Below are 24594 nucleotides of genomic sequence, written 5' to 3'. Positions count from 1 at the left end.
GTAATTCTTAATTTTTAATTCTTAATTGATCTATTGTCCTACGAGGAAAACCGCATTCACCAGCAGCATTTTCCCGTTCTCCCAGAAATTGCGGAAGACGGGATCATCGGCAAAGAACACAACGGAACCATTACCCAGGGGTTGTACACCGATCACGGTGCCGTCCTTTATTTTTTCCTGCAGTTTATTGCCTACGAACCCCGCAGCCTGGTTCTCTTTTTTAATGATCCCTACATTCCAACCAGACTTCATGAATTCATAGATATCATCGCTGAGTTTCAGCGTATAATAGGTATTGCCATAGCCAAATGCCAGCGGATGTGAGTTATCCAGCTCCACTTTATAAATAGCGCCGGGGATATTATTCACGATCCAGTCACGTTCCCGGTTCTCATAACGCTTCACTTCTGCATAGACATCCTTGTCGTCCTTCTTATCATCTTTCTTCTTATCGTCATCCTCCTTTTTTGATTTGATGCCCCAAGTCGGCCCTGGCTATTTGTGCGGCAGCATTGTCAAACGCAATGATCTTTCCGCCCTGCTGTACCCAGGTCTTTATCTCGGCCGCTGCTTCTTTACTCTGCAGGAACCTGTAGTTTCCATCCGGCAGTATCAGCACATCCGTATTCTTCAGGTCGCTGCCGACAAGGTCTTCAGCGTTCATTAATGTGACCGGGTAATCCAGCTGCTGTTCAAACAAATGCCATACTTCACCGGCGGCATTTGCATTTACTCCCTTACCGGTAAGCAACACTACGTTTGGTTTTTTAATGAGGTGTACCTTATCGCTGCCAAAATCAAAGCCGCTGTCCATAAAGCCTCCACTTACTTCCGTTACCGGGGCGTTATACGCAGCAGCCATGTCTGAAAACTGCTGCAGCTTATCCTCATTCCCCTTTTTCAGGACGATCAGGGTTCCCCGGGCAAATGTTCTTCCATTGAAACCAAATTCCCTTTCTGCAAAACGAACCTTTATCCTTGCATCCAGCAGGGCAGCCAGGAATTTTGCATCGGCAAAAGAATTGTAATTCACCAGGTAGCCGTAGGCAGATGCAGCTACATTGGTTTTAATTCCCTGACCGTTGTAAGAAGTCAGTACAAGTCTTTCATTTACCGCATAAGCCTGCACGCCATATACATAGGGCAAGCCCCAGGCAGTAATATCATACGTAGCAGAATCACTCAGTTTTGATTTGGGCTCAAACAATACTTTTACCAGCGACGACTTGGGTTGATACGAACTTACAGCCAGGCTGCCAATAGCAGCAAAGCTTTCTTCTTTACCGGTAAAATAATTATACCCCCTCACGGAAGACGCGTTTACCGAACCATACTGAATGCCGTTCCGTTCAAAAAAAACCTGCAGCGCTTTCCGCCTGCCTTCATTATTCTCGGTAATGACATAGGTCTTATATTCCCCTACCCCGTTCGTATTGGCATCATCAAAATATTTTTTGAACTCACCCAGTAATTTGCCGGCATTCACTGAAGCGATCTCAATCGTGCTCATACTGGTGGTAAAGTGATGGGCGATCCTGTCCTTCAATGTAAGCGTATCACCGTCGTTCGTTATCACTGCCAAACCGCCCTGGCTATGACCTGCCTGTTCATAGGTCATGCCGATGGCCCCGTTATAGGTAGGATAGGTATCTCCATACGATGGGTAGAACAGGTCGAATATCTCCTTGGTGAAATACAGCCAGCCATTGGCATCAAAATACCGGGCATGGTTTTTACCAATGCTTGTCTGGAACTGCCGCTGCCAGGGAGTGATCACTTCATGAAAGGGTTCGGCAGCCGGTGCAAAATAATACGGGTTGTTGATACCCTGCTCGTGGTAATCGCAATGTATCTGCGGCATCCATTCGTTGTATTTTTTTACCCGGCCCTGTGTTTCCACCTGTGTTTGCCAGGCCCAGTCACGGTTCAGGTCAAAGTTGTAATGATTCGTCCTTCCCCCGGGCCAGGGTTCGCTGTGTTCCCTGCTGCCGGAATTGGCATCGGCATTTTTTCCTGCCGTTTGATTAAACCAGTTCACATACCGGTCCCTGCCGTCCGGGTTGAGACAGGGATCAATGATCACCACCGTATTCTTCAGCCACTCTTTGGTTTGTGTATTGCCCGGGTTCAATAATTCATATAAGGTCTTCATCGAAACTTCAGAAGAACTTGCTTCGTTGCCATGTACATTATAACTCAGCCATACGATCACGGGGGTAGAAAGATCAGCCGGCTTATCCCTTAACATACCGGTGAGCCGGAGATTGTTTTTCCGTATCTCGTCCAGCCTCGCCATATTCTCCGCCGAAGAAACGAAGGCCAGCAACAAATCCCTGCCTTCATGGGTCTCGCCATATTTTTCCAGCTTCATCATCTGGGGCATGGCGGCTGCCGTTTGGTTGAAATAGTTTACGATCTTGTGGTGAGGCGTGAATTTGCTTCCCAGGGGATAATTCAAAAATTCATCCGGCGATCTTAATTGCGCCGCTGCAGACATACTAATCAAAAGCAGTCCGGCAAAAATCGGTTTAATTCTCATCTTTTTCGTTTGGTGGTAAAGAGCAGGTTGATGGCCATACTCTTAAATATTACGTGAAAATAAAGAAAGCGGGTGACTTATGGCATCCACTTATCCCTTAATGAATTCATAAAACAATTAAATATTGTAATTGCAGGAACCGCCACCCAATGCAACAGGTGGTCGGTGAGGACACCGACCACGGCGTGGGAGACTTATGGCATCCACTTATCCCTTAATGAATTCATAAAACAAATAAGTATGTAATTGAGGGAGCCAGCAGCCAAGCACTAAGTGGCCGGTGGGGACAGCAGCCACGGCCTGGGCACTTAGGGCATCCCGCTGTTAGATATGACGCCAATAAAGTAATTTCGGTGAAAAATCCCGTTCATGCATTTTAAGAAACTCTTTTCCCCCCTTGTACTTGCTCTTGCTTTGGCATCCGCTTCATTTGCCCAGCCGCAAAAGATCAAGGGCCTTACCTATTCCGTTCAAAAGACCATCACCTGCAAAAAAGGGGCTGTGGTATCGGCCCATCCGCTGGCAAACATGGTGGGACTTGATATTTTAAAACAGGGAGGTAATGCCGTTGATGCGGCCATTGCTGCCCAACTTACCCTGGCCGTGGTTTACCCGGCTGCAGGTAATATCGGGGGTGGAGGCTTTATGGTGGCACATTTAAAAGATGGCAATAATATCTGCCTCGACTACCGGGAAAAAGCTCCTTCAAAAGCAAGCCGGGATATGTACCTTGATAAGGACGGCAATGCACAGATGAATTTATCGCAGTATGGCCATATGGCATCGGGCGTACCGGGTACAGTAGCCGGTTTATTTGCCAGCATGAAATATGCAAAGCTTCCCTTCGAAAAACTTATCCAGCCCGCCATTGACCTGGCAGAAAATGGTTTTGCCATCACGGCTTCACAGGCCTCTTCATTCAACTACAACAAAAAAGAATTTCAGGAACAGAATAGTTTGCCGGTTGCATTTGTGAAAGATGAAAAATGGAAGGCAGGCGATATATTGGTACAAAAGGAACTTGCCAATACCTTAAAACGGATAAGGGACCAGGGACGGAAAGGTTTTTACGAAGGTGAAACGGCCGGGCTCATCGTTGCAGAAATGCAGAAAGGCAACGGCATCATCAGCCTGGATGACCTGAAAAACTATGAAGCAAAAGAAAGGCCTGCGGTTGATTTTAATTACAAGGGATACCAGGTGATCTCGATGCCGTTGCCAAGCAGTGGCGGAATAATCATACAACAGATGCTGAAGATGATCGAAAACAGGAATATTGCTGGCCTGGGATTTCAAACAGCAGAGTCCGTTCAACTGATGACCGAAGTAGAACGCAGGGCATTTGCCGACCGGGGCGAATTTTTAGGTGACCCGGATTTTGTAAAGGTCCCGGTAAGAACACTGGTCAGTGAAACATACTTAAAAGAAAGAATGAAAGACTATGAGCCCGGCAAGGCAGGCAACAGCAAATTAACGGGGGCAGGCATTATCAAAGAAAGCGAGGAGACCACTCATTTGAGTGTGATCGATGCGGAAGGGAATGCGGTTGCCGTAACCACTACCTTAAATGACAGCTATGGAAGCCATACGGTTGTTGGCGGCGCCGGTTTTATCCTGAACAATGAAATGGATGACTTCAGTGTAAAGCCGGGTGTACCCAATATGTATGGCGCCCTGGGAAATGATAAGAATGCCATTGCACCTGCCAAGCGGATGCTGAGCAGCATGACGCCGACGATCGTTCTGAAAAACAATAAGCCCTACCTGGTGGTGGGCACGCCCGGTGGTACTACCATACCCACAAGTGTTTTTCAAACCCTGGTGAACATACTTGAATTCAACATGCGTGCGGAAGATGCGGTAAACAAACCAAAATTTCATCACCAGTGGTCGCCGGACAGGATCGATATTGAAAAAGATTTCCCGGAAGAAGTACGAAAACAACTGGAAGCGATGGGATATGAACTAAACGTAAGGGAAGCGATCGGGAGAACAGAACTGATCCAGGTGAAAAGCAACCATTCGTCTAAGCGCAGGATCATCATTGCCATTGGAGATAAACGGGGCGATGATGATGCAAGGGGATATTGAGAAGTTATAAGTCGTAAGTTGTAAGTCGTAAGTTGTAAGTAAAAAAGATTTGAAATGAATATAGGTAGTGAATTTTTGCAAAGTGCAGTTAAGCGTTTGAACTATTACAAAGAGCTTGGCGATAAAACATTCGCCCAATTAACCGAGAACGACTTTCATTACCAACCCAATGAAGCAAGCAACAGCATTGCCATCATCATCCAGCACATGGCGGGCAATATGCTGAGCCGCTGGACGGATCTTTTAACCACGGATGGAGAAAAGGAATGGCGAAACCGGGACATTGAATTTGAAGAACAGCATATGAATAAAGAGCAGTTGATCGGGTCCTGGGAAAAAGGATGGGCCTGCTGCCTGGGCGCCTTTGCATCCTTGACCGAAGCGGATCTTGGCAAGACCATCTATATCCGCAGTGAAGGGCTGACCGTTGTGGATGCCATCAACCGGCAACTGGCACATTATCCCTATCATGTGGGCCAGATCATTTATATAGGCCGCATGATTAAAAATGAAAACTGGCAGAACCTTTCCATTCCAAAAGGACGGTCGGATCAGTTCAACCGGCAGACGAATACAAAGAAATGATAACACTTCTAAAAACATCCCGATCCCTGATCACGGAACCCATTCGCTAAACCCCTGTTAAGCCTTTCCGGATATAAAAGAAAGGTAAATTTTGGTACCGAATTTGCCCTTAGAGGGCGAATAATTACTTTTACATATAATAATATACCCTGACTAGGTTCCTGAACATATCAAAATGGTTTTTATTCTCCCTGTTAGCCTGGGTCTTGCTCGCGGTCATCTTCATTTTTACGTTCCCCGTTTCCAGATGGTTATTTGCCGCTTTATTGCTGGCATGGGTGATTGGCTGGGCATTCCTGTTCAGGAAAATAAAACACAAGACCTGGTTTTTCCTCCTCCTGGTCATACTGCTTTTGTCGGGTTGGGGCATCCTTCACCTGAACCCGGTTCAAAACTGGCTGGTTGCCCGGGTTTCGGCAACCCTGTCAAAAAACCTCAAAACAAAGGTGTCGGTCCGGCATGTGGATTTCAGCCTGTTCAACAAAATGCTGGTGGAAGGGTTGCTGGTGGAAGACAGGAAGAAAGATACTTTATTGTATGCCGGTTCGCTTAAATTGAATATCACCGATTGGTTCTTCTTCAAAGAAAAGCCGGTACTTAAATATGTTGGACTGTCGGATGCAGTGATCAATATGAACCGTACCGATTCTGTCTGGAACTACCAGTTCCTCATTGATTATTTCTCTGCCCCCAAAAGCAGCAGTACAAAAAAAGGATCCATCCAGGTAGACCTGAAAGAACTGGAACTGAATAATATCTTATTCAACCGGATCGATAAATGGTTTGGGCAGGATATGAAAGCTTCGGTAAAGAAACTCACCCTCACGGCGGATGAAGTTGACCTCAGCAATAAGATCATTCAACTGAACCAGGTTGATTTTATCGAGCCGGTCTTCTCCCTGTACGATTACCAGGGCAACAAACCGGCAGCAGCAATTTCAACCATGGCCCCTGCTCCCCTGCCTGATTCCGGCCAGTTAAAATGGAACCCGGAAGGATGGGTATTCCGTGTAAAGAACGTGCACATTACCAATGGAAGTTTCAGCAACGATAAAGAAACAGCACGGACACCCCTTACGGACCAGTTTGACGGGCTGCACCTGCAGTTTGCAAAAATAAACGGCGACCTGGACAATGTACTTTTTGCAAAAGATACCATCTCGTCAAACATAAAACTGGCCACCCGGGAAAAAAGCGGGTTTGAAGTACAGCAACTGCTGGCAAAGATGAAGATGACCCCTTCGATGATGGAGTTCAGCGACCTCGATATCAAAACAGAGAAAAGCAGGATCGGGAATTATTATGTCATGCGGTACAACAACTTCAATGCCGACATGAGCAATTTCCTGCATGATGTGCGGCTGGAGGGCCGGTTTGATAAGAGCTATATCCACAGCGACGATATTGCTTTTTTTGCCCCCGCGTTAAAAACATGGAAACGAACCCTTTCTTTTGAAGGAAATGCAAAAGGCAGCATCAGCAACCTGGCAGCAACCCGGATGAAGATCAAAAGCGGCAATACTTCTGTTGACGGCGATATTTCGCTGAAAGGCCTGCCGGACATTTACAATACGTTCATCGACCTTAAATCAAATGACCTGCAGACAAATTACAATGACCTGGTGCAGCTGGTTCCTTCGCTGAAGGACATCAGGCAACCGGACCTGCGCCAGGTGGGAAACATCCGCTTTAAGGGAAATTTCACCGGGTTCATCAAAGACTTTGTGGCCTATGGAAACATCAGCACAAGCCTGGGCAACCTGAATGCGGATATAAACATGAAGATCCCTGATCACAAAACACCCACGTATTCAGGTAAGATATCTTCCGGGGGATTTAACATTGGCCGGCTTTTCAACAACAGCCAGTTAGGCAATTTAGCGCTCAATGGAAAAATAAAGGGTAGCGGATTCACGCTAAAGGACCTGAATGCCGATTTTGAGGGTACCATTCAGCAACTTGAATATTCCGGTTATCCTTACCGGAATATTACCCTGAACGGGACCTTTGTACAGGGCCTGTTCAAAGGGCGCCTGGATATGGATGACCCCAACCTGAAGATCGAAGACCTGAACGGAAGCATCAACCTGGCCGGTGATAAAACAGAATTTAATTTTGTTGCCAACCTGCAAAAGGCAAATCTTCAGCAATTAAACTTCAGCAAAGACAATTTCACACTATCGGGCCTGCTGAAACTGAATTTTGTAGGCAACAACATTGATAATTTTTTAGGCACCGCAAAAATATACGATGCCAGCCTGCTGCACGACAGCACAAGGTTATCATTTGATTCCCTGTCGCTGAATTCATTTACAGACGGGGAGAATAAAGTACTCAGTTTCCATTCCAATGAAATTGAAGGGAACCTGACCGGCCAGTTCAAGATACTGGAACTGCCGGAAGCGTTCAAGGTCTTCCTGAACCGGTATTACCCGGCCTATATTGCAAAGCCTGCCTACGATGTTACCGGGCAGGACTTTTCGTTTTACATTAAAACACGGAAGGTGGATGAATATGTAAGGCTGATCGACAAACGGCTGAGCGGGTTTGATCATTCTGTTTTTTCCGGCAACCTGAAACTGGCAAAGAACGAATTCAATATAAATGCCGAAGTGCCTGAATTCGCCTACGACGGGAAGATCTTTCATAATATCCTGCTCACCGGGAAAGGGAACCGCGACAGCCTGAATACAAATATATCGGTGAGTGATTTTGCCTTGTCAGACAGCCTGCATTTTCCAAACACCCGCCTGGTCCTTAGTTCCCGGAATGACATTTCGAACATACAGCTTTCAACTGAATGCCCGGGTACAAAGTTATAAGGACGGGTTCAAGATCCACTTCTTCCCTTCGTCCTTCATCCTGAATGAAAAAAAATGGAGCCTGGCAAATGACGGCGAAATAACACTGCGGAGATCCTATATAGAAGCAAATAATGTAAAGTTCACCCAGGGCGAGCAGGAAATTGTAATATCCACCGAGTTGGATGAACTCACCGATCATACCAACCTGGTGGCAAAACTGCAAAAGGTGAACATCAATGATTTTACCCAGCCTTTTTTAAAGCAGCCCCGGTTTGAGGGTGCGGTAACCGGAACGGTGAAATTAAAAGACCCTTTTGGCAAACAGGTCATTGAATACGATGTGAAGGCAGAACAGTTCCGGCTGGATAATGAAATGATCGGTACGGTAAATGCCAAAGGAGAAGTGAATACCAGCACCGGGCAGATAAAAGTAACCGCTGATGCCGATAATGAATTGTACAAATTCAATTTCAGCGGCGGGATCAATTACAAGGATACGGGCGACAATCAAATGGACATCGCTTTCCTGTCGGAACGTTTTGACCTGAGCATGCTCGATAATTACATGGGCAGCATCTTCAGCGATATGCAGGGCAATGCCGTAAGCGACCTGCGGCTGAAAGGCGGCGGCAATCATAAATATGTTACCGGCAGTGCAACGGTGACCGGGGGGTCGTTCAAAGTGAATTACACCCAATGCAGGTACAAATTCGAGAACGAGACCATCATTTTCAATCCCGACGAAATTGACCTGGGCAGCATACAGTTAAAAGACACACTCAACAACAGCGGCATTGCCAGCGGCAGGATCCGGCATAATTTCTTTGATGATTTTGGTTTTGACAATCTGCGGTTCCAGGGCAATAAAATGCTTTTACTGAATACCACAAAAAAAGACAACAGCGGGTTTTACGGCAAAGTGATCGGCAAGGCATTAATGACACTGGACGGGCCTGTTACCGATATGCGGATGGATATAACCGGTGAGCCTTCGGCAACAGACAGCAGCCATATCTATATCCCCACCGGCAGCAGCCAGGAGATCGGGGGTGTGGAATACATACAATTCATCGAGTATGGCAGCAGGATGGAAGATGAACTAAAAAGAAGAAAAGAAAGCAACCTGCTGATCAACATGAACATTACAGCAAACCCGGCCTGCAAAGTGGATGTGATACTGGATGAGGCGCTGGGCGATGTGATCAAAGGAAAAGGCAACGGGCAGCTGAATATCCGGGTGGGTACCAAAGAACCGCTTACCATACGGGGCAATTACGAAATAACAGAAGGAGAATACACATTCAATTTTCAAACGGTGCTGAAGCGGTATTTTACGATCGTAAAGGGTTCATCCATCAACTGGAACGGCGATCCTTATCTTGCCCAGATCAATATAGATGCTAAATACATTGCAGAGGATGTTAACCTCAAAAGTATCTCCCCCTCCCTCCGGCAAAAAGGGAACCTTACCATCATCGCCCACCTGAAAGGCGTATTGAACAAACCCGACATCAGTTTCGACTTTGCCCTGCCACCGAATATTGAGAAGGACTTCATTGCCGAGAAAAAACTGGAGGACCTGAAGAACGACAAGAACGAACAGCTTAAACAGGTGGCTTCCCTGCTGCTGCTGAATACCTTTGTTACAGGCAATGAAAGTTTTTTGACCGGCGACAACACGTTGGGCGTTGCAGCCAATACTATTGGCCAGGTACTTTCCAACGCACTGAACTCCACCTTCAGCAAGTTCCTGCAAAAGGCATTGAATGACAACACCATTTCCACCTACTTTGACGTGAACTCCAGCCTGGACCTGAAGAACTCTGCATCGCAGTTGCAGGGCGCTGCAAAATTCGGGATAACAAAAAGTTATTTCAATAACAAGCTGGTGATCTCCTTAGGTGGTAACCTGGATTACAACAATCCGTATGTCGCCAATACAAACCTGCTGCTTACCCCAGACTTTACCGCAGAATGGCTGTTGAGTAAAGATGGTAAATTAAGGATCGTGGGGTTCAGGCGCACCAATATAGATTATACATTCGGCCAGCGCAACCGCCAGGGAATAAGCCTTACTTACAAAAGTGATTTTGACCGGTTCTCAGACCTGTTTGGCCCCAATGAAGAAAAAAGAAGGAAACGGCTGGCCGCCAAACTGCAGGAAGATAATACGCCGGCGGCTCAATAAACCTATTTCCCGCTCAGTATTTCGTGGCCCAGTTTATCCCGTTTGGTAGCCAGGTATTTTTCGTTGTGTGGGTTTGATTTTATTTCAATGGGTACTTTTTCCACCACTTCCAGCCCGTAACCAAGCAAGCCTGCCCTTTTGCGGGGGTTGTTGCTCAGCAGTTTCATTTTACGGATGCCCATGTGCCTTAATATTTGTGCGCCCACGCCGTAATCCCTTTCGTCCATGTCGAAACCAAGTTCCAGGTTTGCTTCCACCGTATCCCTGCCCTGTTCCTGCAGTTTGTATGCTTTCAGTTTATTCAGCAGGCCGATACCCCGTCCTTCCTGGTTCATGTAAAGCAGCAACCCCTTTCCCTCCGCCTCGATCATTTTCATGGCCTGGTGCAACTGGTCGCCGCAATCGCAGCGCAGGGAGCCCAGTATGTCTCCTGTCATGCAACTGCTGTGCACCCTTACCAGTACCGGTTCGTCTTTCTTCCAGTCACCTTTTTTCAGGGCCATGTGTATCTCACCGGTATTCAGTTGTTCAAAAGCAACCAGTTCAAAACTTCCGTATTTTGTAGGCAGCTGAACCCGCACTTCTTCTTTAATGAGTGTTTCCTCCCGGAGCCGGTATTCGATCAGGTCTTTGATCGAAATGAGTTTGAGGTTGAATTTCTTTGCGATCTCAATAAGTTGCGGCAGCCTTGCCATGCTTCCATCTTCATTCATGATCTCCACCAGTACACCCGCCGGTGCAAAGCCTGCCAGGCGGGCCATGTCGATGGTGGCTTCTGTATGCCCCGAACGGCGTAAAACGCCTCCCTTTTTTGCTTTCAACGGGAAAATATGCCCGGGTCTGCCCAGGTGCTCCGGTTTAGTATCCGGGTTCACCAGGGCCTGGATGGTTTTGGCCCGGTCCTGTGCCGAAATACCGGTAGTACACCCGTTGCCAAGCAGGTCGATGCTGACCGTAAAGGCGGTTTCGTGCAGGGAGGTATTGTTAACCACCATGGGCTCCAGCTGGAGTTCATGGCAGCGTTCTTCAACCAACGGAGCACAGATCAGCCCCCGGCCATGCATACTCATGAAATTGATTATTTCCGGGGTAACGTTATTTGCTGCCGTAATGAAATCCCCTTCATTTTCCCTGTCTTCATCATCTACTACGATCACCAGTTTTCCCTGCCTGATATCTTCGATGGCGCTCTCTATACTGTCTAACATACATTTGAATTAGGGGGCAAAGTTAATCAGAATACAAACCTCCCGGTTTCCGGTTTCGGTAAAACTTTGCCCGGATGGTTTTAATCCTCCAATCGGCCTGGTTTATTAAAGCGTTGCCTGTTGATTTTATCGCATGGAATTTATCCTGAAAAGCAGCAGATATTATGTTTATGTTGCCTCCGATTTTGTTAATAAAAGTTAACAGAATTCGGCAATTATTCGCTTTCTTTGCCTTCGTAAAACCAAACTAATATGAATTTCAAGAAAATTTTACCGTTACTGATCATCTTGTTTGCCATCCCGGCTTTGCTGAAGGCACAGGTAACTACCAGTAGCATTTCGGGTATCGTAAAACAGTCGAATGGAGAAGCCCTTGCCGGTGCAACCATCACTGCCCTGCATATCCCCTCCGGTACCAAATACGAAACGGTAAGTAACAAAAGCGGTTCATTCTCCTTGCCGGGTTTGCGTCCGGGCGGACCCTACACCGTAAGTTGCCAGTTTACCGGAATGAAAAAACAGGATGTGGAGGAAATCACCCTGACCCTGGGCGATAACTATACGATCAGCTTAACAATGGTTCCTTCGGCCACCACCCTTACCGAGGTAGTGGTTTCAGGTGGTAAGGCGGCATCCAATCAAAAAACAGGCGCTTCTACCAATGTGGGCCAGCGCCAGATAAATACATTACCAACCATCACCCGTAACATCACCGATTTCACCCGCCTTACTCCGCAGGCAAACGGAAACTCCATAGCCGGCAGGGATGGCAGGTATAACAACTTTACCGTGGATGGTGCAAACCTGAACAATAACTTTGGTTTAAGTACCGATCCGTTGCCCGGTGGTAACAGCCAGCCCATTTCACTGGATGCGATCGAAGAAGTAAGTGTGAACATCGCACCTTCTGATGTACGGCAGTCGAATTTTACCGGTGCCAATATCGCTTCTGTTACAAAAAGCGGTACAAACTTCTTCAAAGGAACCGTTTATGGTTATTACAGGGACCAGACCTTTATCGGAAGAAATGTGGGTGGCCTTAAATTAGCAAAACAACCGGATTCAAAAAGTACCGTTTATGGTGCAAGTGTGGGCGGCCCGATCATCAAAAATAAATTGTTCTTTTTTGTTAATGGAGAAATTGAGAAAAGAGTTGCTCCGCCATTAACTTCTTTTAAACCAACCGGAGGATCCGGTGGCAGCAATATCTCCCAGGTAAAGATCGATTCACTGACCAAATTCTCTAACTACCTGAAAAGTGCTTACGGATATGAGACCGGCAGCGCCGATGGTTTGCCAAATGCAGAGATCAAAAACTACAAGTTTCTTGCCCGTATCGACTGGAACATAAACACCACGCACAAACTGACACTTAAGTACAGCGAAATGGTCGGTGATGATGACAGGCTGATGTCGAACAGTGCACCGAACGGCGCCAACAGCGGCGGACCGAACACCTGGACAACTAATTCGCGTTTTGGAACCAATGCCATGTCATTTGCCAATTCACAATATAGCTTCCACGACCAGGTAAGGTCAGCAGCATTTGAGTTAAACAGCAACTGGAAAGGGAAGTTCTCCAACCAGCTCATCGCAACAGGTACCAAGATCCGCACCACCCGTTCAACACCAGGCGGGGTATTTCCTTTCATCGACATCATGGGAGACCCAACGAAGAGCGGTGTTGCTGCAACCTATGCAGGAGGCGCCAAACAAAATTACATGAGCGCAGGAATGGAGAACTTCTCCAACAACAATGACGTTAAAAATGACATTTACAACATCACCGATAACTTCAGTATTTATTTAGGAAAGCATACCGCTACCATCGGAGGCAGTTACGAGTACCAGTATGTAGGTAATATGTTCATGCCTGCTTCGCAAAGTTATTATGCCTATGGTTCACTGGAAGAGTTCATGAACCCACTGGCACACCCCATTGCTTATACCTATACCTTCTCAAGAATAGCGGGAAAAGAAGCCGTTTATTCTGCCGAAATGAAGATCGGTCAATTGGGTATCTATGCACAGGATGAGATCAATATCACCCCCCGCCTGAAACTTACTTTGGGCGTTCGTGCAGACAGACCAATTTATCCTACTCAACCATTGGAAAATCCGGCAATCACGGCGTTGACATTCCCCGACAGGTATGGCAAACCTACTAATTACTCAACAGGAAGGTGGCCTAAATCGATCTGGTACTGGGCCCCGAGGTTTGACATTCGCTGGGACATGAACGGTGATAAAAGTATGATCATCCGGGGTGGTTCTGGTGTGTTCACCGGAAGGATACCATTCGTGTATTTAACCAATATGCCTACCAATAGTGGCATGTACCAGGTGAGTGTTATTGCCAATGCAACACAGTTAAATCAAATTACCTTCAACCCGAATCCAACAGCCTGGGCTTCCTTGTTCTCAGCCCCTGCCCCGGTACCTAACTCAGCAGGTTTTGTACTGATCGATCCGAAATACAAATTCCCGCAGGTTTGGAGAACGAACCTTGGCTTTGACAGGAAGTTCGGAAAGAACTGGACCCTGTCGATGGATGCCTTGTATACCAAAGACCTGAATGCTACTGTAATGCGCAATGCCAACCAGGTTGCTCCTACCGGAACAGTGAACCTGGGCGGTTCCATCAGGCCCAGTTTCATAAACACATCCACTGCTACCCGCAGGCTGTATAGTGGTTATGCAAATGCGATCGTGCTGGAAAATAATAATGCAGGCGGTTCATTCTCACTGACAGCACAGGTTTCCAAATCATTCACCAAAGGATTTTATGCCTCATTGGCCTATACCTACAGTATGGCCAGGGACATCACTGCAAACCCGGGTTCTACCGCGTCTTCTGTATGGCAGTTTAACCCTACCGCAGGTACCCAGAATGACCGGGAATTATCTTATTCCTCTTTTGCGGTCCCTCACCGTATCCTCGGCACTTTCTCGTACAGGAAAGAGTTCCTGAAGCATCTCGGTACTACCATATCATTATTTTATGAAGGCTCACAGCAACAGGGCGGCCGCTTCAGCTATATCTACGGTACGGCCGGAGGTACAGCTCCGTCAGGATTCAGCAATACTGCCGATATCAACTACGACGGTAACAGCTCTGACCTGATGTTCATTCCAAACAGCCCGTCACAGATCACATTCATCCCGCTGACAGTTGGTTCCGGCGCTACGGCTGTTACCTACACTGCCCAGCAGCAAAGTGATGCATTCTTTGCCTTTATTGAGCAGGACAAATACCTGCGCAAACGTAAAGGAATGGTTGCTGAAAGGAATGCAGTTCTGTATCCGTTCTACCACCGGGTTGACCTGAAATTCCTGCAGGACATCTTCACCAATATCGGTTCAAGAAGAGCTACCCTGCAGTTCAGTGCAGATTTCCAGAACTTCCTGAACCTGGTGAACAAAGACTGGGGACTGCGTGACTTCTTTGTGGTGAACAACCCATTGAGGGCAACTAAAAATGCAACTACCGGTGAGGTAAGATATCAACTGGCTACCTATACGCCCAATGATGCCCCGGCCGGTTCAAACCCCATCCTGGTTGACAAGACATTTATCCGGAGTACTTCAACGGCAAGTACCTGGTCATTGCAACTTGGCCTGCGTTTGATATTCTGATAACAGGTACAACAACAATACATGAAGAAGGCTGTCTCCGGGAGACAGCCTTCTTCATGTATTTAATATCTTCACTTCAGGCATTTTTACCCCAACCCCATATTAAGAAATCAGGAAAAGCCTTTGCCCAGGTTGGTACATCGTGTTTGCCGTCTTTGAGTTCAAGAAACCGGATATCATCATCCCGGTCATAGCCTTTATTCACCAATTCGTCGATCAGGCTTTGTGTATCGTCGATCGAATCAATGATGCCGTTGTTATTCCTGTCGGCCACTTCATCCAGGGTGCCCACTTCAAAAAAGAATTTGAGCCAGGGAGCCGGATGTTGTTTTTCCCTTACCTGCCGGTGCATGATGCGGTCGGTATCCTCATCAAAATCATCATCGTCCTGGTCCTTATCACGCCACCACAATGAACCGCTGAAAACGCCGGCTTTCGTGAATTCACGGGAATGATTCCAAACTATGTCGAGGGCGCTTAACCCTCCAAGCGAAAAGCCGGCAAAGCATTTTTCCTTAAAAGAACGGACGGGCGAAATGATCCGGATATACGGAAGTAATTCTTCCAGGATAAAACGGGTATAAAGACCGGCCCGGGCGCCACGTCCTTTGTAGTCGAGTACCCGGGCGGTGCCGTATTCATTCTTCCTGTCTGAACCACAATGGATGCCCACATAAAATACATCTTCGATCACATCCGCCTCATGCAGACTCTCCAGTATCTCCTCAAATTTCATGGTGCGAAGGTCTTGCCCGTCATTGATGAGCAAAAGTGCCGGCTCAACAGCCCCGGTAAAGGCCGAAGGAAGGTAGAAATCCACGATGACATCACGGTTGAGATAAATGGAAGGGATGACGTGCTCTTGTACCAGGATACTGGTCACCTTTTCTGCTGACATATCCCCAAAAATAAGAAAATACAGCATACCAGAAAGCAGAAACAGGGAACTAATATGCTCGGCTGGCAGGCTCCACGGGCACCTAAACATAATTTGTTTTATTGGCGCCGAAAAAATATATTTGAACAGGTTAAAATATCAGACAAATAAATACAAAAACTAAAAACTGTTTTTATGAAGAAAATAGGAGTATTGTTCGGAAAAGAAAGAAGTTTTCCGGAGGCTTTCATTGCCCGGGTTAACAGTAAGAATGTGGAAGGCGTCCTGGCGGAACCCGTTCGCATTGATAAAGTGATGCAGGGAGAAGGTTCGGGTTATGCAGTGATCTTTGACAGGATATCGCAGGATGTTCCTTTTTACAGGGCTTTTTTAAAGAATGCTGCCTTGTGCGGTACCGCCGTCATAAATAATCCGTTCTGGTGGAGCGCTGATGAAAAATTCTTTAATAACTGCCTCGCTACAAAAATAGACGTGCCGGTCCCCAAAACGGTCATCCTCCCTTCCAGGGACCTGCCCACCGATACCAGCGAAGAATCTTTTTCCAACCTGGCTTACCCGCTCGACTGGGAAGGCATCTTCAATTATATCGGGTTCCCTGCCTACATGAAACCCTTTGCCGGGGGTGGCTGGAAAAGTGTGTACCAGCTCAACAGCATGGAAGAGTTTTTTGAAAAACATGCAGAGACCGAACAACTGGTCATGATGCTGCAGGAAGAAATAAAGTTTGAAGAATACTACCGGTGCTATTGCATTGGCGGAAAATATGTCCGCATCATGCCCTACGAGCCACGCAACCCGCATCACCTGCGTTATGTAGCCGATTTCAAGCCCTCCCCGGAACGATACAAGCAGATGGAAGACATCGTTCTCCGGATCTGTCATTACCTCGGCTACGATTTCAATACCGTTGAGCTGGCTGTACGCAACGGGGTGCCTTATGCCATTGATTTCTGTAACCCCGCACCCGATGCCGACGTAAAAAGTGTGGGCCAGGAAAATTTTGACTGGGTTGTTGAAACAGCAGCAACCTATGCCATAGAAAAAGCGCTTGAACACAAAGATGGAAAGGATAACCTGACCTGGGGAGAATACATCAAGCGCAGCAGCAACAAAAAGAAACTCTATTAATGAAGAATTAAGAATGAAAAATTAAAAATGTGGGAGACCACCACAGCCCGCCTTTAATTTTTAATTCTTAATTTTTAATTCTTAATTTATTAATACCGCAGCATGTCAAACCTATCTTACAAACATTTTACACTTGGCGTGGAAGAAGAGTACATGGTAATTGACCCGGAGTCGAGGGAACTGAAGAGCCATGAACAGAAGATCGTGCAGGAAGGGCAAAAGGTGATCAAAGACAAGGTAAAGGCAGAGATGCACCAGGCCGTGGTAGAAGTGGGCACCGATATCTGCCAGGACATTGATGAAGCTTTTATGGATGTAGGTACCCTGCGGAAGACCATCAGTGGCATCGCCGATGAACTCGGGTTATGGGTGGGTGCATCCGGCACTCACCCTTTCAGCCATTGGGAGAGTCAACTGATCACGGACCATATCCGGTACAGCGAAATAGTGAATGAGCTGCAGGAAGCAGCCAGGAGTAACCTTATTTTCGGCCTGCATGTTCACGTTGGTATGGACAACCGGGAAATGGCCATTCACATCGCCAACTCAGCCCGTTATTTTCTGCCCCATATTTATGCGTTAAGCACCAACTCCCCTTTCTGGGAAGGAAGGACCACGGGGTATAAATCATTCCGCACAAAAGTGTTTGATAAATTTCCCCGTACCGGCATCCCGGACTATTTCGACAGCATAGAGGCCTACGATAATTATGTAAAGCTGCTGGTGAAAACAAACTGCATTGACAATGCAAAAAAAATATGGTGGGACCTCCGGGTTCACCCGTTCTTCAACACCGTTGAATTCAGGATCTGCGATGTGCCAATGACCGTTCAGGAAACGATCACGATCGCGGCTTTGTTCCAGGCTGTTTGCGCCAAACTGTATAAACTGCGGAGCCAGAACCTGAATTTCATGATGTATTCCAGGGCCCTGCTGAATGAAAACAAATGGCGGGCAAGCCGCTATGGAATTGACGGCAGCCTGATCGATTTTGGAAAAGAAATGGAAGTGAATACCCGGGTACTTATTTACGAATTACTGGATTTTGTGGATGATGTTCTGAATGACCTCGGAAGCCGACATGCCATCAGCCAGGTGCATAAAATGCTGGAACAGGGCACCGGGGCCGACAGGCAGTTAAAAGTATTTGAAGAGACCAAGAGCCTGGTGAAGGTTGTTGACCTTATCCATACCGAATTTTTACGGGGATTGTAGTTTGAAGGAATGGTTAAAATGCCTATCTTTGCCGTCCTAAAAAAGGCTGCGTAGCTCAACTGAATAGAGCATCCCGACTTGGGTCGGGAAGGTTTCAGGTTTGAATCCTGACGCAATTAAAAAATAGTAAACCGGCTGCGTAGCTCAACTGAATAGAGCATCTGACTACGGATCAGAAGGTTTCAGGTTTGAATCCTGACGAGGTCACTAAAAACCTCTCCAAAAAGGAGAGGTTTTTTAATTATACCGGCTTCTCAGGCAACGGGCCTTGGCTTTCGCCTCAGTACCAGGGCACTAACAAGCGTTACGAGCAGCCCCGCGGGCAGGATCTCCGTATACGTGATGAGGGCATTAAAAAAGGGATTCTTATACAGGACATTGAAACTGGCCATTTCTTTCGCCTGCTCATCAATTTCCAGCTGGCTGGCCCCGCCGGCCTTCAGTTTATCCAGCATATAGGCTGAATACTTATCCGCAAAATCGGGGATTAAGAAATAATAATTCACCAGCCACACCAGCACATACATGGTGGAGGCCAGCAGGATGATAAAAAACCCCGTTTTAAATGCCTTGCCAAAACTGATGGAACCCTGGTTGTACTTATCCCGGTAGTTACGGATACCCACAAAAACAAGGGAAAAAGCCAGTACCATGGACGCATACCCCAGCAGCATACTGCCTTCAAAATTTCCACTGGCATAGCACATGCCGGTAGACAGCATCATCGTGGCGGAAACGATAAGCCCGGCTATCCCTCCGCATACAATTACAATTTTTTTCATTTCAGGTTGATTTGGTTTAGCTGTGCAAATTGGGATATTGCTGTAAATTTTACCTCATACTTAAGGATGATTTTTGCAGCAGAAGCATCGTTTCACACCAAAGTATGAGCCCTTCAGGGAACGAGGGACAGCCTTTTTGCCTTTTCGATGGCCTGTGTCCTTCTTTTCACATCCAGTTTCTCAAAAAGATTTGAACTGTGTGTTTTAACCGTGCTGAGCGATACAAAAAGCCGGGCTGCGATTTCCTGGTTACTGCAGCCTTCCGCCATCAGGTTAAGTACTTCCAGTTCCCGTTTGCTCAAGCCCAGTTTAGCTGCTTCCGTTTCATTAAAAACAAATTCAGCCCGGCTTACATATACCTCTTTTTCTACGATAACCGTGTTCAGTTTTGGTTTGGTGAGTTTGAGGGCGAGCCAGATGCCCAGGGCAGTAAAGATGACTGCAACGGCGCCGATATATACTTCGAGGGCATGATCGAAAATGATGAAGCGTAGTTCAAGCCATTTCAGCAGTATCAGGAGCAAGGCCAGGCTTATCCCATAAGCGATGATCGCCTTATTCCTTGAGAAAAAATTCCGGGCGGAGGTCATGATATATGCCAGTAGTTATTTTTAGTAAGCTAAGTTAATTCTATTCAGCGTATTTTATACTGCGGCAAGTGAAGAAGCTTTCTTACTTTTAAGCATGAAATTTCAGTTCTGGACAGTTGGAAAAAATCACGAGCCCTATGTGAAGGACGGGGTGGAGCAGTTCACCAAACGCATTGGCAAGTACTACCCGGTGGAATGGAACATCATTCCTTCTCCCAAAAATGCCGCCATGCTGAGTGAAATGGACCTGAAGAAAAAAGAAGGGGAAACGATCACCGGTTTTTTACAAAAAGACGATTACCTGGTCTTGCTGGATGAACGGGGCAAGCAGTTCAGCAGCGAAGAACTGGCTGCATTCATCCAGCAACGGGCAAATGAAAGTGTAAAGAACATCGTTTTTTTGATTGGCGGGGCTTTTGGCGTAAGCGATGCCGTGAAGAAAAGGGCCGATCATACCTGGAGCCTTTCAAAACTTGTTTTCCCGCACCAGCTGGCAAGGCTGATATTGGCCGAACAGGTTTACCGGGCCTGTTCCATAAACCGGAATGAGAAGTACCACCACCGTTAACAGAAAGACCTGGATTTGAAACGTAAACTACTGATATGAATTTACAGGACCACCCCATAACCATCGGCCTGATCACTGCGAATGTTATTTTTTCCTTTGTTGGCTTTTCGAATGCGGCATTGGTCGACAAAACGATCATGTGGCCTTACCGGGTGGCCAGGGAAAACCAATACATCCGGTTTATCACTTCCGGTTTCCTGCATGCCGATTACCTGCACCTGTTCTTCAACATGTTCACACTTTTTTTCTTTGGAACAGCCCTGGAGGTCTACATGGATTATTATGGATTAGGGGGAAACATCGCATACTTGCTGCTCTATTTTGCCGGCCTCATTGCATCTGACATACCGAGCTATATCAAACATAAGAATGATTACAACTACCGTTCACTGGGGGCCTCCGGCGCCGTATCGGCAGTTGTTTTTGCCACCATCGTATTCAACCCCTGGAGCAGCATCTACATTTACGGCGCCATTAAGATATCTGCTGCCCTGTATGCAGTGCTGTACATTGTTTATTGCGTGTACATGGGCAAAAAAGGCGGCGATAACATCAATCATGATGCCCACCTCTGGGGCTCCCTGTTCGGACTTGCCTTTATCCTTGCTTTAATTGCTTTTATGCAACCCGATCTGTTCACCGGCATCATGGATGAATTGAAGAACCCGAGCCTATTCGGCAGGTGAATATTTTAACTGCAGCAGGTTATTTGTTTTGGCCGTTAACTTAAAGCGGTCGTCAATACGCAGGCCAATGATCCAGATGATCTTTTTATTCATTTCGATCACCCAGGTGTTTTCTTTTTGCGGCATGGAAAGTTTTTGATCGATCAGGAAGCGGCTCAGCTTTTTCTTCTTATTCATTCCCAGCGGGTAAAAATAATCGCCCTGCTTCCATTTGCGGAGCAAGAGGGGAAATTTGATCTCACCGGCATCCAGTTGGGCTGTGTTGCCGGAGGTTTGTAGTTTGAGGTTTGTGGTTGGGATTTTTTTGAGTTCCAGGTTGCCCGCTGCAAAAGGCCAGCTCCCCTCTCCTTCAAGCAGGATGGTAGCAGCCTCCACGGTTTCATTGGGAGAAATGATAAGCCAGTTGCGGTTCTTAATAATGCGGTGTGAAGAAGACCGGATGTATTTACCGGTCTCACTTTTTAACAGGCTTATGACCTCATCCGTTTGGTGGGCCGTAAAGCCAAAATCCCTGATGATCTCGTAAACGATCGTGTGCAGGGGTTCTGTTTTCTGCAACTTCAATACGGGAATATGAATTTCATTTCCTTTCTGCTCCAGTAATTTCTTTTTATGGAGATCTACTGATTGCTGGTAGAGTATCTCGATCTCCCGGAACCGGTGCAGGTTATCCATTAAATTCTCTTCCACCCGGGGAAAAACTTCTTCTATGGCCGGGATCAACTTATTGCGGAAGTAATTGCGGGTGTATTTGTCGGAGACATTGGAAGAATCTTCCACGAAACCCAGTTTATGTTGTTGAGCAAACGCAATAAGTTCTTCTTTCCTTGCAAACAAAAGCGGCCGTACAATATTTCCCTGTTTTGGTAAAATGGCCTTTAACCCGTTGATGCCCGTGCCTTTGAAGAAATTCATCAGCATCGTTTCCACATTGTCGTTGGCATGGTGGGCCGTAACGATCCAGTGACCAATGTCCAATGACCGGTTGGCTACCAGTTCCCGGAACCAGCTATACCGTAACTCCCGGGCAGCCACCTGGATGCTTACTTTATTATCTGCTGCATATTTTTCGGTGTCAAACTTTTTAACCAGCACTTCCACCGCATATTTTTTGCCTAACGCATTTACGAAATCCTCATCCCTTTGACTCTCCTCCCCTCTTAACTGAAAATTGCAGTGAGCGATCACAAAATCATACCCTGCCTGTTTACACAATTCGCATAATACCACCGAATCAACTCCGCCACTTACGGCTAGTAGCAATTTATCTTTCGGTTGAAAAAGATTTTCTTTTTGATGAAATGTTGAAATTCAAAAAGTAAATTCATAGCCCTGTCTCCGGCAATAGGCGGAGAACTTGATTTGTTGGTTTAAAATTATTTTCTGACGTACTCAATTCATTCGTTTAAACAAATGTTCATACGTCAACTTCGTTTATATTGATTTGCAGTACAAGTGAGTGACACAACGATGATGCCATGAAAAACAAATGCGGGTAACCTCAAACTACAAACCTCAAACTCAAAACTATTCTTCAATTTCCTCCAGTGCCCCCTGCAATTCATTATACGTATGATTATCGTCGGCCTTCCTGGCCTCTTCCATCCCCCTTTTATACACCCGGATGGCCCTTTCAAAATCGCCTGCCCGCTCCAGTAATTTGGCCAGGTGGTAATAGGAACCGACATAGGTGGGCTCCCGTAATAAGATCTCATTGAACAGTTCCCGCGCCTCCTCGTCTTTGCCGATCTTGATGTATTCCAGTGCCAGCGCATGCTGCAGAAAACTATCCTTGCCGGATGCCTTCATATATTCCAGCAATTTTTCTATCCTGCTCATACGGCAATAATTTTTTATGTTTTTCAATCAATTTATCTTCGCAACACTTATCTTTGCATTAGTTGCATAAACAACTTATTTGAGGATCCTTAAAAATAAAGACTGCATGAAGATCTTGGTTTGTATCAGCAAAACACCCGATACCACGGCAAAAATAGCCTTCGCCGATAACAATACGAAATTCGCTGCCGATGGCGTTCAGTGGATCATCAATCCGTACGACGAATGGTATGCATTAGTGAGGGCCATTGAACTGAAAGAAGCCGACCCATCCACCGTGATACACCTGGTTACCGTTGGCGGCGCCGATTGCGACCCGATCATCCGGAAAGCCCTCGCCCTGGGCGGAGATGAAGCCATCCGGGTAAATGCCGACAGCCAGGACAGTTATTACATCGCATCGCAGATAGCAGAAGTTGCCAAACAAGGTAACTACGATCTTGTTTTCACGGGTAAAGAGACCATCGACTACAATGGTTCTTCCATTGGTGGCATGCTGGCGGAATTGCTTGACCTGCCTTTTGTTTCTTATGCCGCAAAATTCGACCTGGAAGGAACCACGGCAGTCATTGTCCGTGAAATTGAGGGCGGCGAAGAAACAAATAAAGTTGCCCTGCCGCTTGTGGTAAGTTGCCAGAAAGGGATGGCCGAACAACGCATCCCCAATATGAAAGGGATCATGGGAGCAAGAAGCAAGCCATTGAAGGCGGTTGAGCCGGTAGCGACAGATTCACTTACATCCGTTGCTTCCTTCGACCTGCCGCCGGCAAAAGCAAGTGTTAAACTTGTTTCGCCCGATACGCCCGAAGAATTAGTCAGATTATTACACGAAGAAGCAAAAGCAATTTAAAAATTCACAAACGCACAATATGTCAGTATTAATATTCCTGGATCAGTCGGAGAACCACATAAAGAAATCTTCTTTTGAAGCAGCCTGCTATGGCGCAAAACTAGCCGAACTAACGGACACTACGGCCGAAGCCATTGTACTGGGTACCGTAAATGATGACCTGGCTGGATTGGGTAAATACGGTATTAAAAAAGTACACACCGTAAAAAATGATTCACTCAACCAGGTGGATGCGCAGGTATACACCAGAATACTGGCCGAAGCGGCAAAATCCACCGGTGCCAACGTGATCATCTTCTCCAACAATTTCAATGGTAAAGCCATTGCCCCAAGGCTGAGCGTACGGTTGAAAGCCGGGCTGGTTTCCGGTGCCGTGGCATTGCCCGATCTCGGCAACGGGTTTGTAGTAAAGAAAAACGTTTTCAGTGGCAAGGCCTTTGCCAATGTAGCTGTGAGTACCGATATAAAGATCATTTCCCTCAACCCGAATTCTTACAGCATAACCACCACCGATGGGGTGGCGGAGCTGGCCGAATTTACTGCTACGCCGGATGCTGCCCGGGTGCAGGTTACTGCCACCAATAAAGTGGTTGGTGAAATTCCGCTGAGCGAAGCCGAGATCGTGGTAAGCGGGGGCCGTGGTTTAAAAGGCCCGGAAAACTGGGGATTGGTTACCGACCTGGCCAAATTATTGGGTGCTGCTACTGCCTGCAGTCGGCCCGTAGCAGATATTCACTGGAGGCCGCATCATGAACACGTGGGTCAAACCGGCCTGGCTATTGCGCCCAACCTGTATTTCGCCATCGGTATTTCAGGTGCCATACAGCACCTGGCAGGCGTAAACCGGAGTAAGGTCATCGTGGTCATCAACAAAGACCCCGAGGCCCCGTTCTTTAAAGCCGCCGATTACGGCATTGTGGGGGATGCTTTTGAAGTGATGCCAAAGATCATTGAAGCGGTTAAAAAAATGAAACAGGCTTCCTGATA

At 46.8% G+C, this 24594-nt stretch carries 17 protein-coding genes, 2 tRNA genes and 1 pseudogene; 13 read left to right on the top strand and 7 right to left on the bottom strand.

Going from position 1 to position 24594, the window contains the following annotated elements; translation table 11 throughout:
• Positions 1-30: 30 nt before the first annotated feature.
• Positions 31-2539: pseudogene (locus tag IPJ02_16830) on the bottom strand (zinc carboxypeptidase).
• A 369-nt stretch (positions 2540-2908) separates the two neighbouring features.
• On the opposite strand from IPJ02_16830, the gene ggt reads away from it, so the two are divergent.
• The 4 genes from ggt (at position 2909) to IPJ02_16810 (ending at position 10207) form a co-directional block, all read left to right on the top strand.
• On the top strand, positions 2909-4630 hold the full coding sequence (gene ggt / locus IPJ02_16825) for a gamma-glutamyltransferase (protein MBK7377142.1): 1722 nt from the start codon (positions 2909-2911) through the stop codon (positions 4628-4630).
• 54 nt (positions 4631-4684) lie between these two features.
• Positions 4685-5215, top strand: a complete 531-nt coding sequence (locus IPJ02_16820) for a DUF1572 family protein (GenBank protein ID MBK7377141.1) — start codon at positions 4685-4687, stop codon at positions 5213-5215.
• A 206-nt stretch (positions 5216-5421) separates the two neighbouring features.
• Positions 5422-8037: a hypothetical protein gene (locus IPJ02_16815; GenBank protein MBK7377140.1), complete on the top strand. Its 2616-nt coding sequence runs from the start codon at positions 5422-5424 to the stop codon at positions 8035-8037.
• Positions 7985-10207 carry a translocation/assembly module TamB domain-containing protein gene (locus IPJ02_16810; GenBank protein ID MBK7377139.1) on the top strand — a complete coding sequence of 741 codons (2223 nt, stop codon included), beginning with the start codon at positions 7985-7987 and terminating at the stop codon, positions 10205-10207. Before IPJ02_16815 ends, IPJ02_16810 begins: the two co-directional genes overlap by 53 nt.
• Before the next feature lie 2 nt (positions 10208-10209).
• On the opposite strand, the gene IPJ02_16805 is transcribed toward IPJ02_16810, so the two are convergent.
• Positions 10210-11415: a bifunctional 3,4-dihydroxy-2-butanone-4-phosphate synthase/GTP cyclohydrolase II gene (locus tag IPJ02_16805; protein MBK7377138.1), complete on the bottom strand. Its 1206-nt coding sequence runs from the start codon at positions 11413-11415 to the stop codon at positions 10210-10212.
• A gap of 252 nt (positions 11416-11667) precedes the next feature.
• Between IPJ02_16805 and IPJ02_16800 the strand changes: the two genes are divergently transcribed.
• A complete protein-coding gene (locus IPJ02_16800; GenBank protein MBK7377137.1) occupies positions 11668-15051 on the top strand; it encodes a TonB-dependent receptor in 3384 nt (1127 codons plus the stop codon).
• 76 nt (positions 15052-15127) lie between these two features.
• Here the strand turns inward: IPJ02_16800 and IPJ02_16795 are convergent, their stop codons facing one another.
• Positions 15128-15949 (bottom strand): esterase family protein, encoded by an 822-nt coding sequence (locus IPJ02_16795; GenBank protein ID MBK7377136.1) that lies wholly within the window; start codon positions 15947-15949, stop codon positions 15128-15130.
• A gap of 174 nt (positions 15950-16123) precedes the next feature.
• Here IPJ02_16795 and IPJ02_16790 point away from each other — a divergent pair, with 174 nt between their 5' ends.
• From IPJ02_16790 to IPJ02_16775, 4 genes are all read left to right on the top strand, one after another.
• Entirely contained in the window at positions 16124-17077 is a 954-nt protein-coding gene (locus IPJ02_16790; GenBank protein ID MBK7377135.1) for a hypothetical protein, read from the top strand.
• A gap of 102 nt (positions 17078-17179) precedes the next feature.
• A complete protein-coding gene (locus tag IPJ02_16785) occupies positions 17180-18292 on the top strand; it encodes a carboxylate-amine ligase (GenBank protein ID MBK7377134.1) in 1113 nt (370 codons plus the stop codon).
• A 44-nt stretch (positions 18293-18336) separates the two neighbouring features.
• Positions 18337-18411 (top strand) — tRNA-OTHER (locus IPJ02_16780).
• Positions 18412-18425: 14 nt separating this feature from the next.
• Positions 18426-18499, top strand: a tRNA-Arg gene (locus IPJ02_16775).
• 47 nt (positions 18500-18546) lie between these two features.
• Here IPJ02_16775 and IPJ02_16770 read toward each other — a convergent pair.
• Positions 18547-19074 (bottom strand): DUF4199 domain-containing protein, encoded by a 528-nt coding sequence (locus IPJ02_16770; GenBank protein ID MBK7377133.1) that lies wholly within the window; start codon positions 19072-19074, stop codon positions 18547-18549.
• 113 nt (positions 19075-19187) lie between these two features.
• Positions 19188-19664 carry a DNA-binding response regulator gene (locus IPJ02_16765; GenBank protein MBK7377132.1) on the bottom strand — a complete coding sequence of 159 codons (477 nt, stop codon included), beginning with the start codon at positions 19662-19664 and terminating at the stop codon, positions 19188-19190.
• Positions 19665-19758: 94 nt separating this feature from the next.
• Here IPJ02_16765 and IPJ02_16760 point away from each other — a divergent pair, with 94 nt between their 5' ends.
• Both IPJ02_16760 and IPJ02_16755 read left to right on the top strand, forming a co-directional pair.
• Positions 19759-20232, top strand: coding sequence for a 23S rRNA (pseudouridine(1915)-N(3))-methyltransferase RlmH (locus tag IPJ02_16760; protein ID MBK7377131.1), 474 nt, complete (start codon positions 19759-19761; stop codon positions 20230-20232).
• A 35-nt stretch (positions 20233-20267) separates the two neighbouring features.
• On the top strand, positions 20268-20918 hold the full coding sequence (locus tag IPJ02_16755) for a rhomboid family intramembrane serine protease (protein MBK7377130.1): 651 nt from the start codon (positions 20268-20270) through the stop codon (positions 20916-20918).
• Here IPJ02_16755 and tilS read toward each other — a convergent pair.
• Positions 20904-22229, bottom strand: a complete 1326-nt coding sequence (tilS, locus tag IPJ02_16750) for a tRNA lysidine(34) synthetase TilS (protein MBK7377129.1) — start codon at positions 22227-22229, stop codon at positions 20904-20906. The genes IPJ02_16755 and tilS overlap by 15 nt on opposite strands.
• Before the next feature lie 216 nt (positions 22230-22445).
• A complete protein-coding gene (locus IPJ02_16745) occupies positions 22446-22757 on the bottom strand; it encodes a tetratricopeptide repeat protein (protein MBK7377128.1) in 312 nt (103 codons plus the stop codon).
• Between the two features lie 106 nt (positions 22758-22863).
• Between IPJ02_16745 and IPJ02_16740 the strand changes: the two genes are divergently transcribed.
• Positions 22864-23607: an electron transfer flavoprotein subunit beta/FixA family protein gene (locus tag IPJ02_16740; protein ID MBK7377127.1), complete on the top strand. Its 744-nt coding sequence runs from the start codon at positions 22864-22866 to the stop codon at positions 23605-23607.
• 19 nt (positions 23608-23626) lie between these two features.
• The gene (locus tag IPJ02_16735) at positions 23627-24592 is read left to right on the top strand and encodes an electron transfer flavoprotein subunit alpha/FixB family protein (protein ID MBK7377126.1); all 966 of its coding nucleotides are present in this window, start codon (positions 23627-23629) and stop codon (positions 24590-24592) included.
• Positions 24593-24594 lie beyond the last annotated feature (2 nt).

This window comes from Chitinophagaceae bacterium, from assembly GCA_016710165.1.
GTDB lineage: Bacteria > Bacteroidota > Bacteroidia > Chitinophagales > Chitinophagaceae > Ferruginibacter.
Note: the sequence above shows the minus strand (reverse complement) of the source record. Positions and strands in the feature narration are given on the sequence as shown.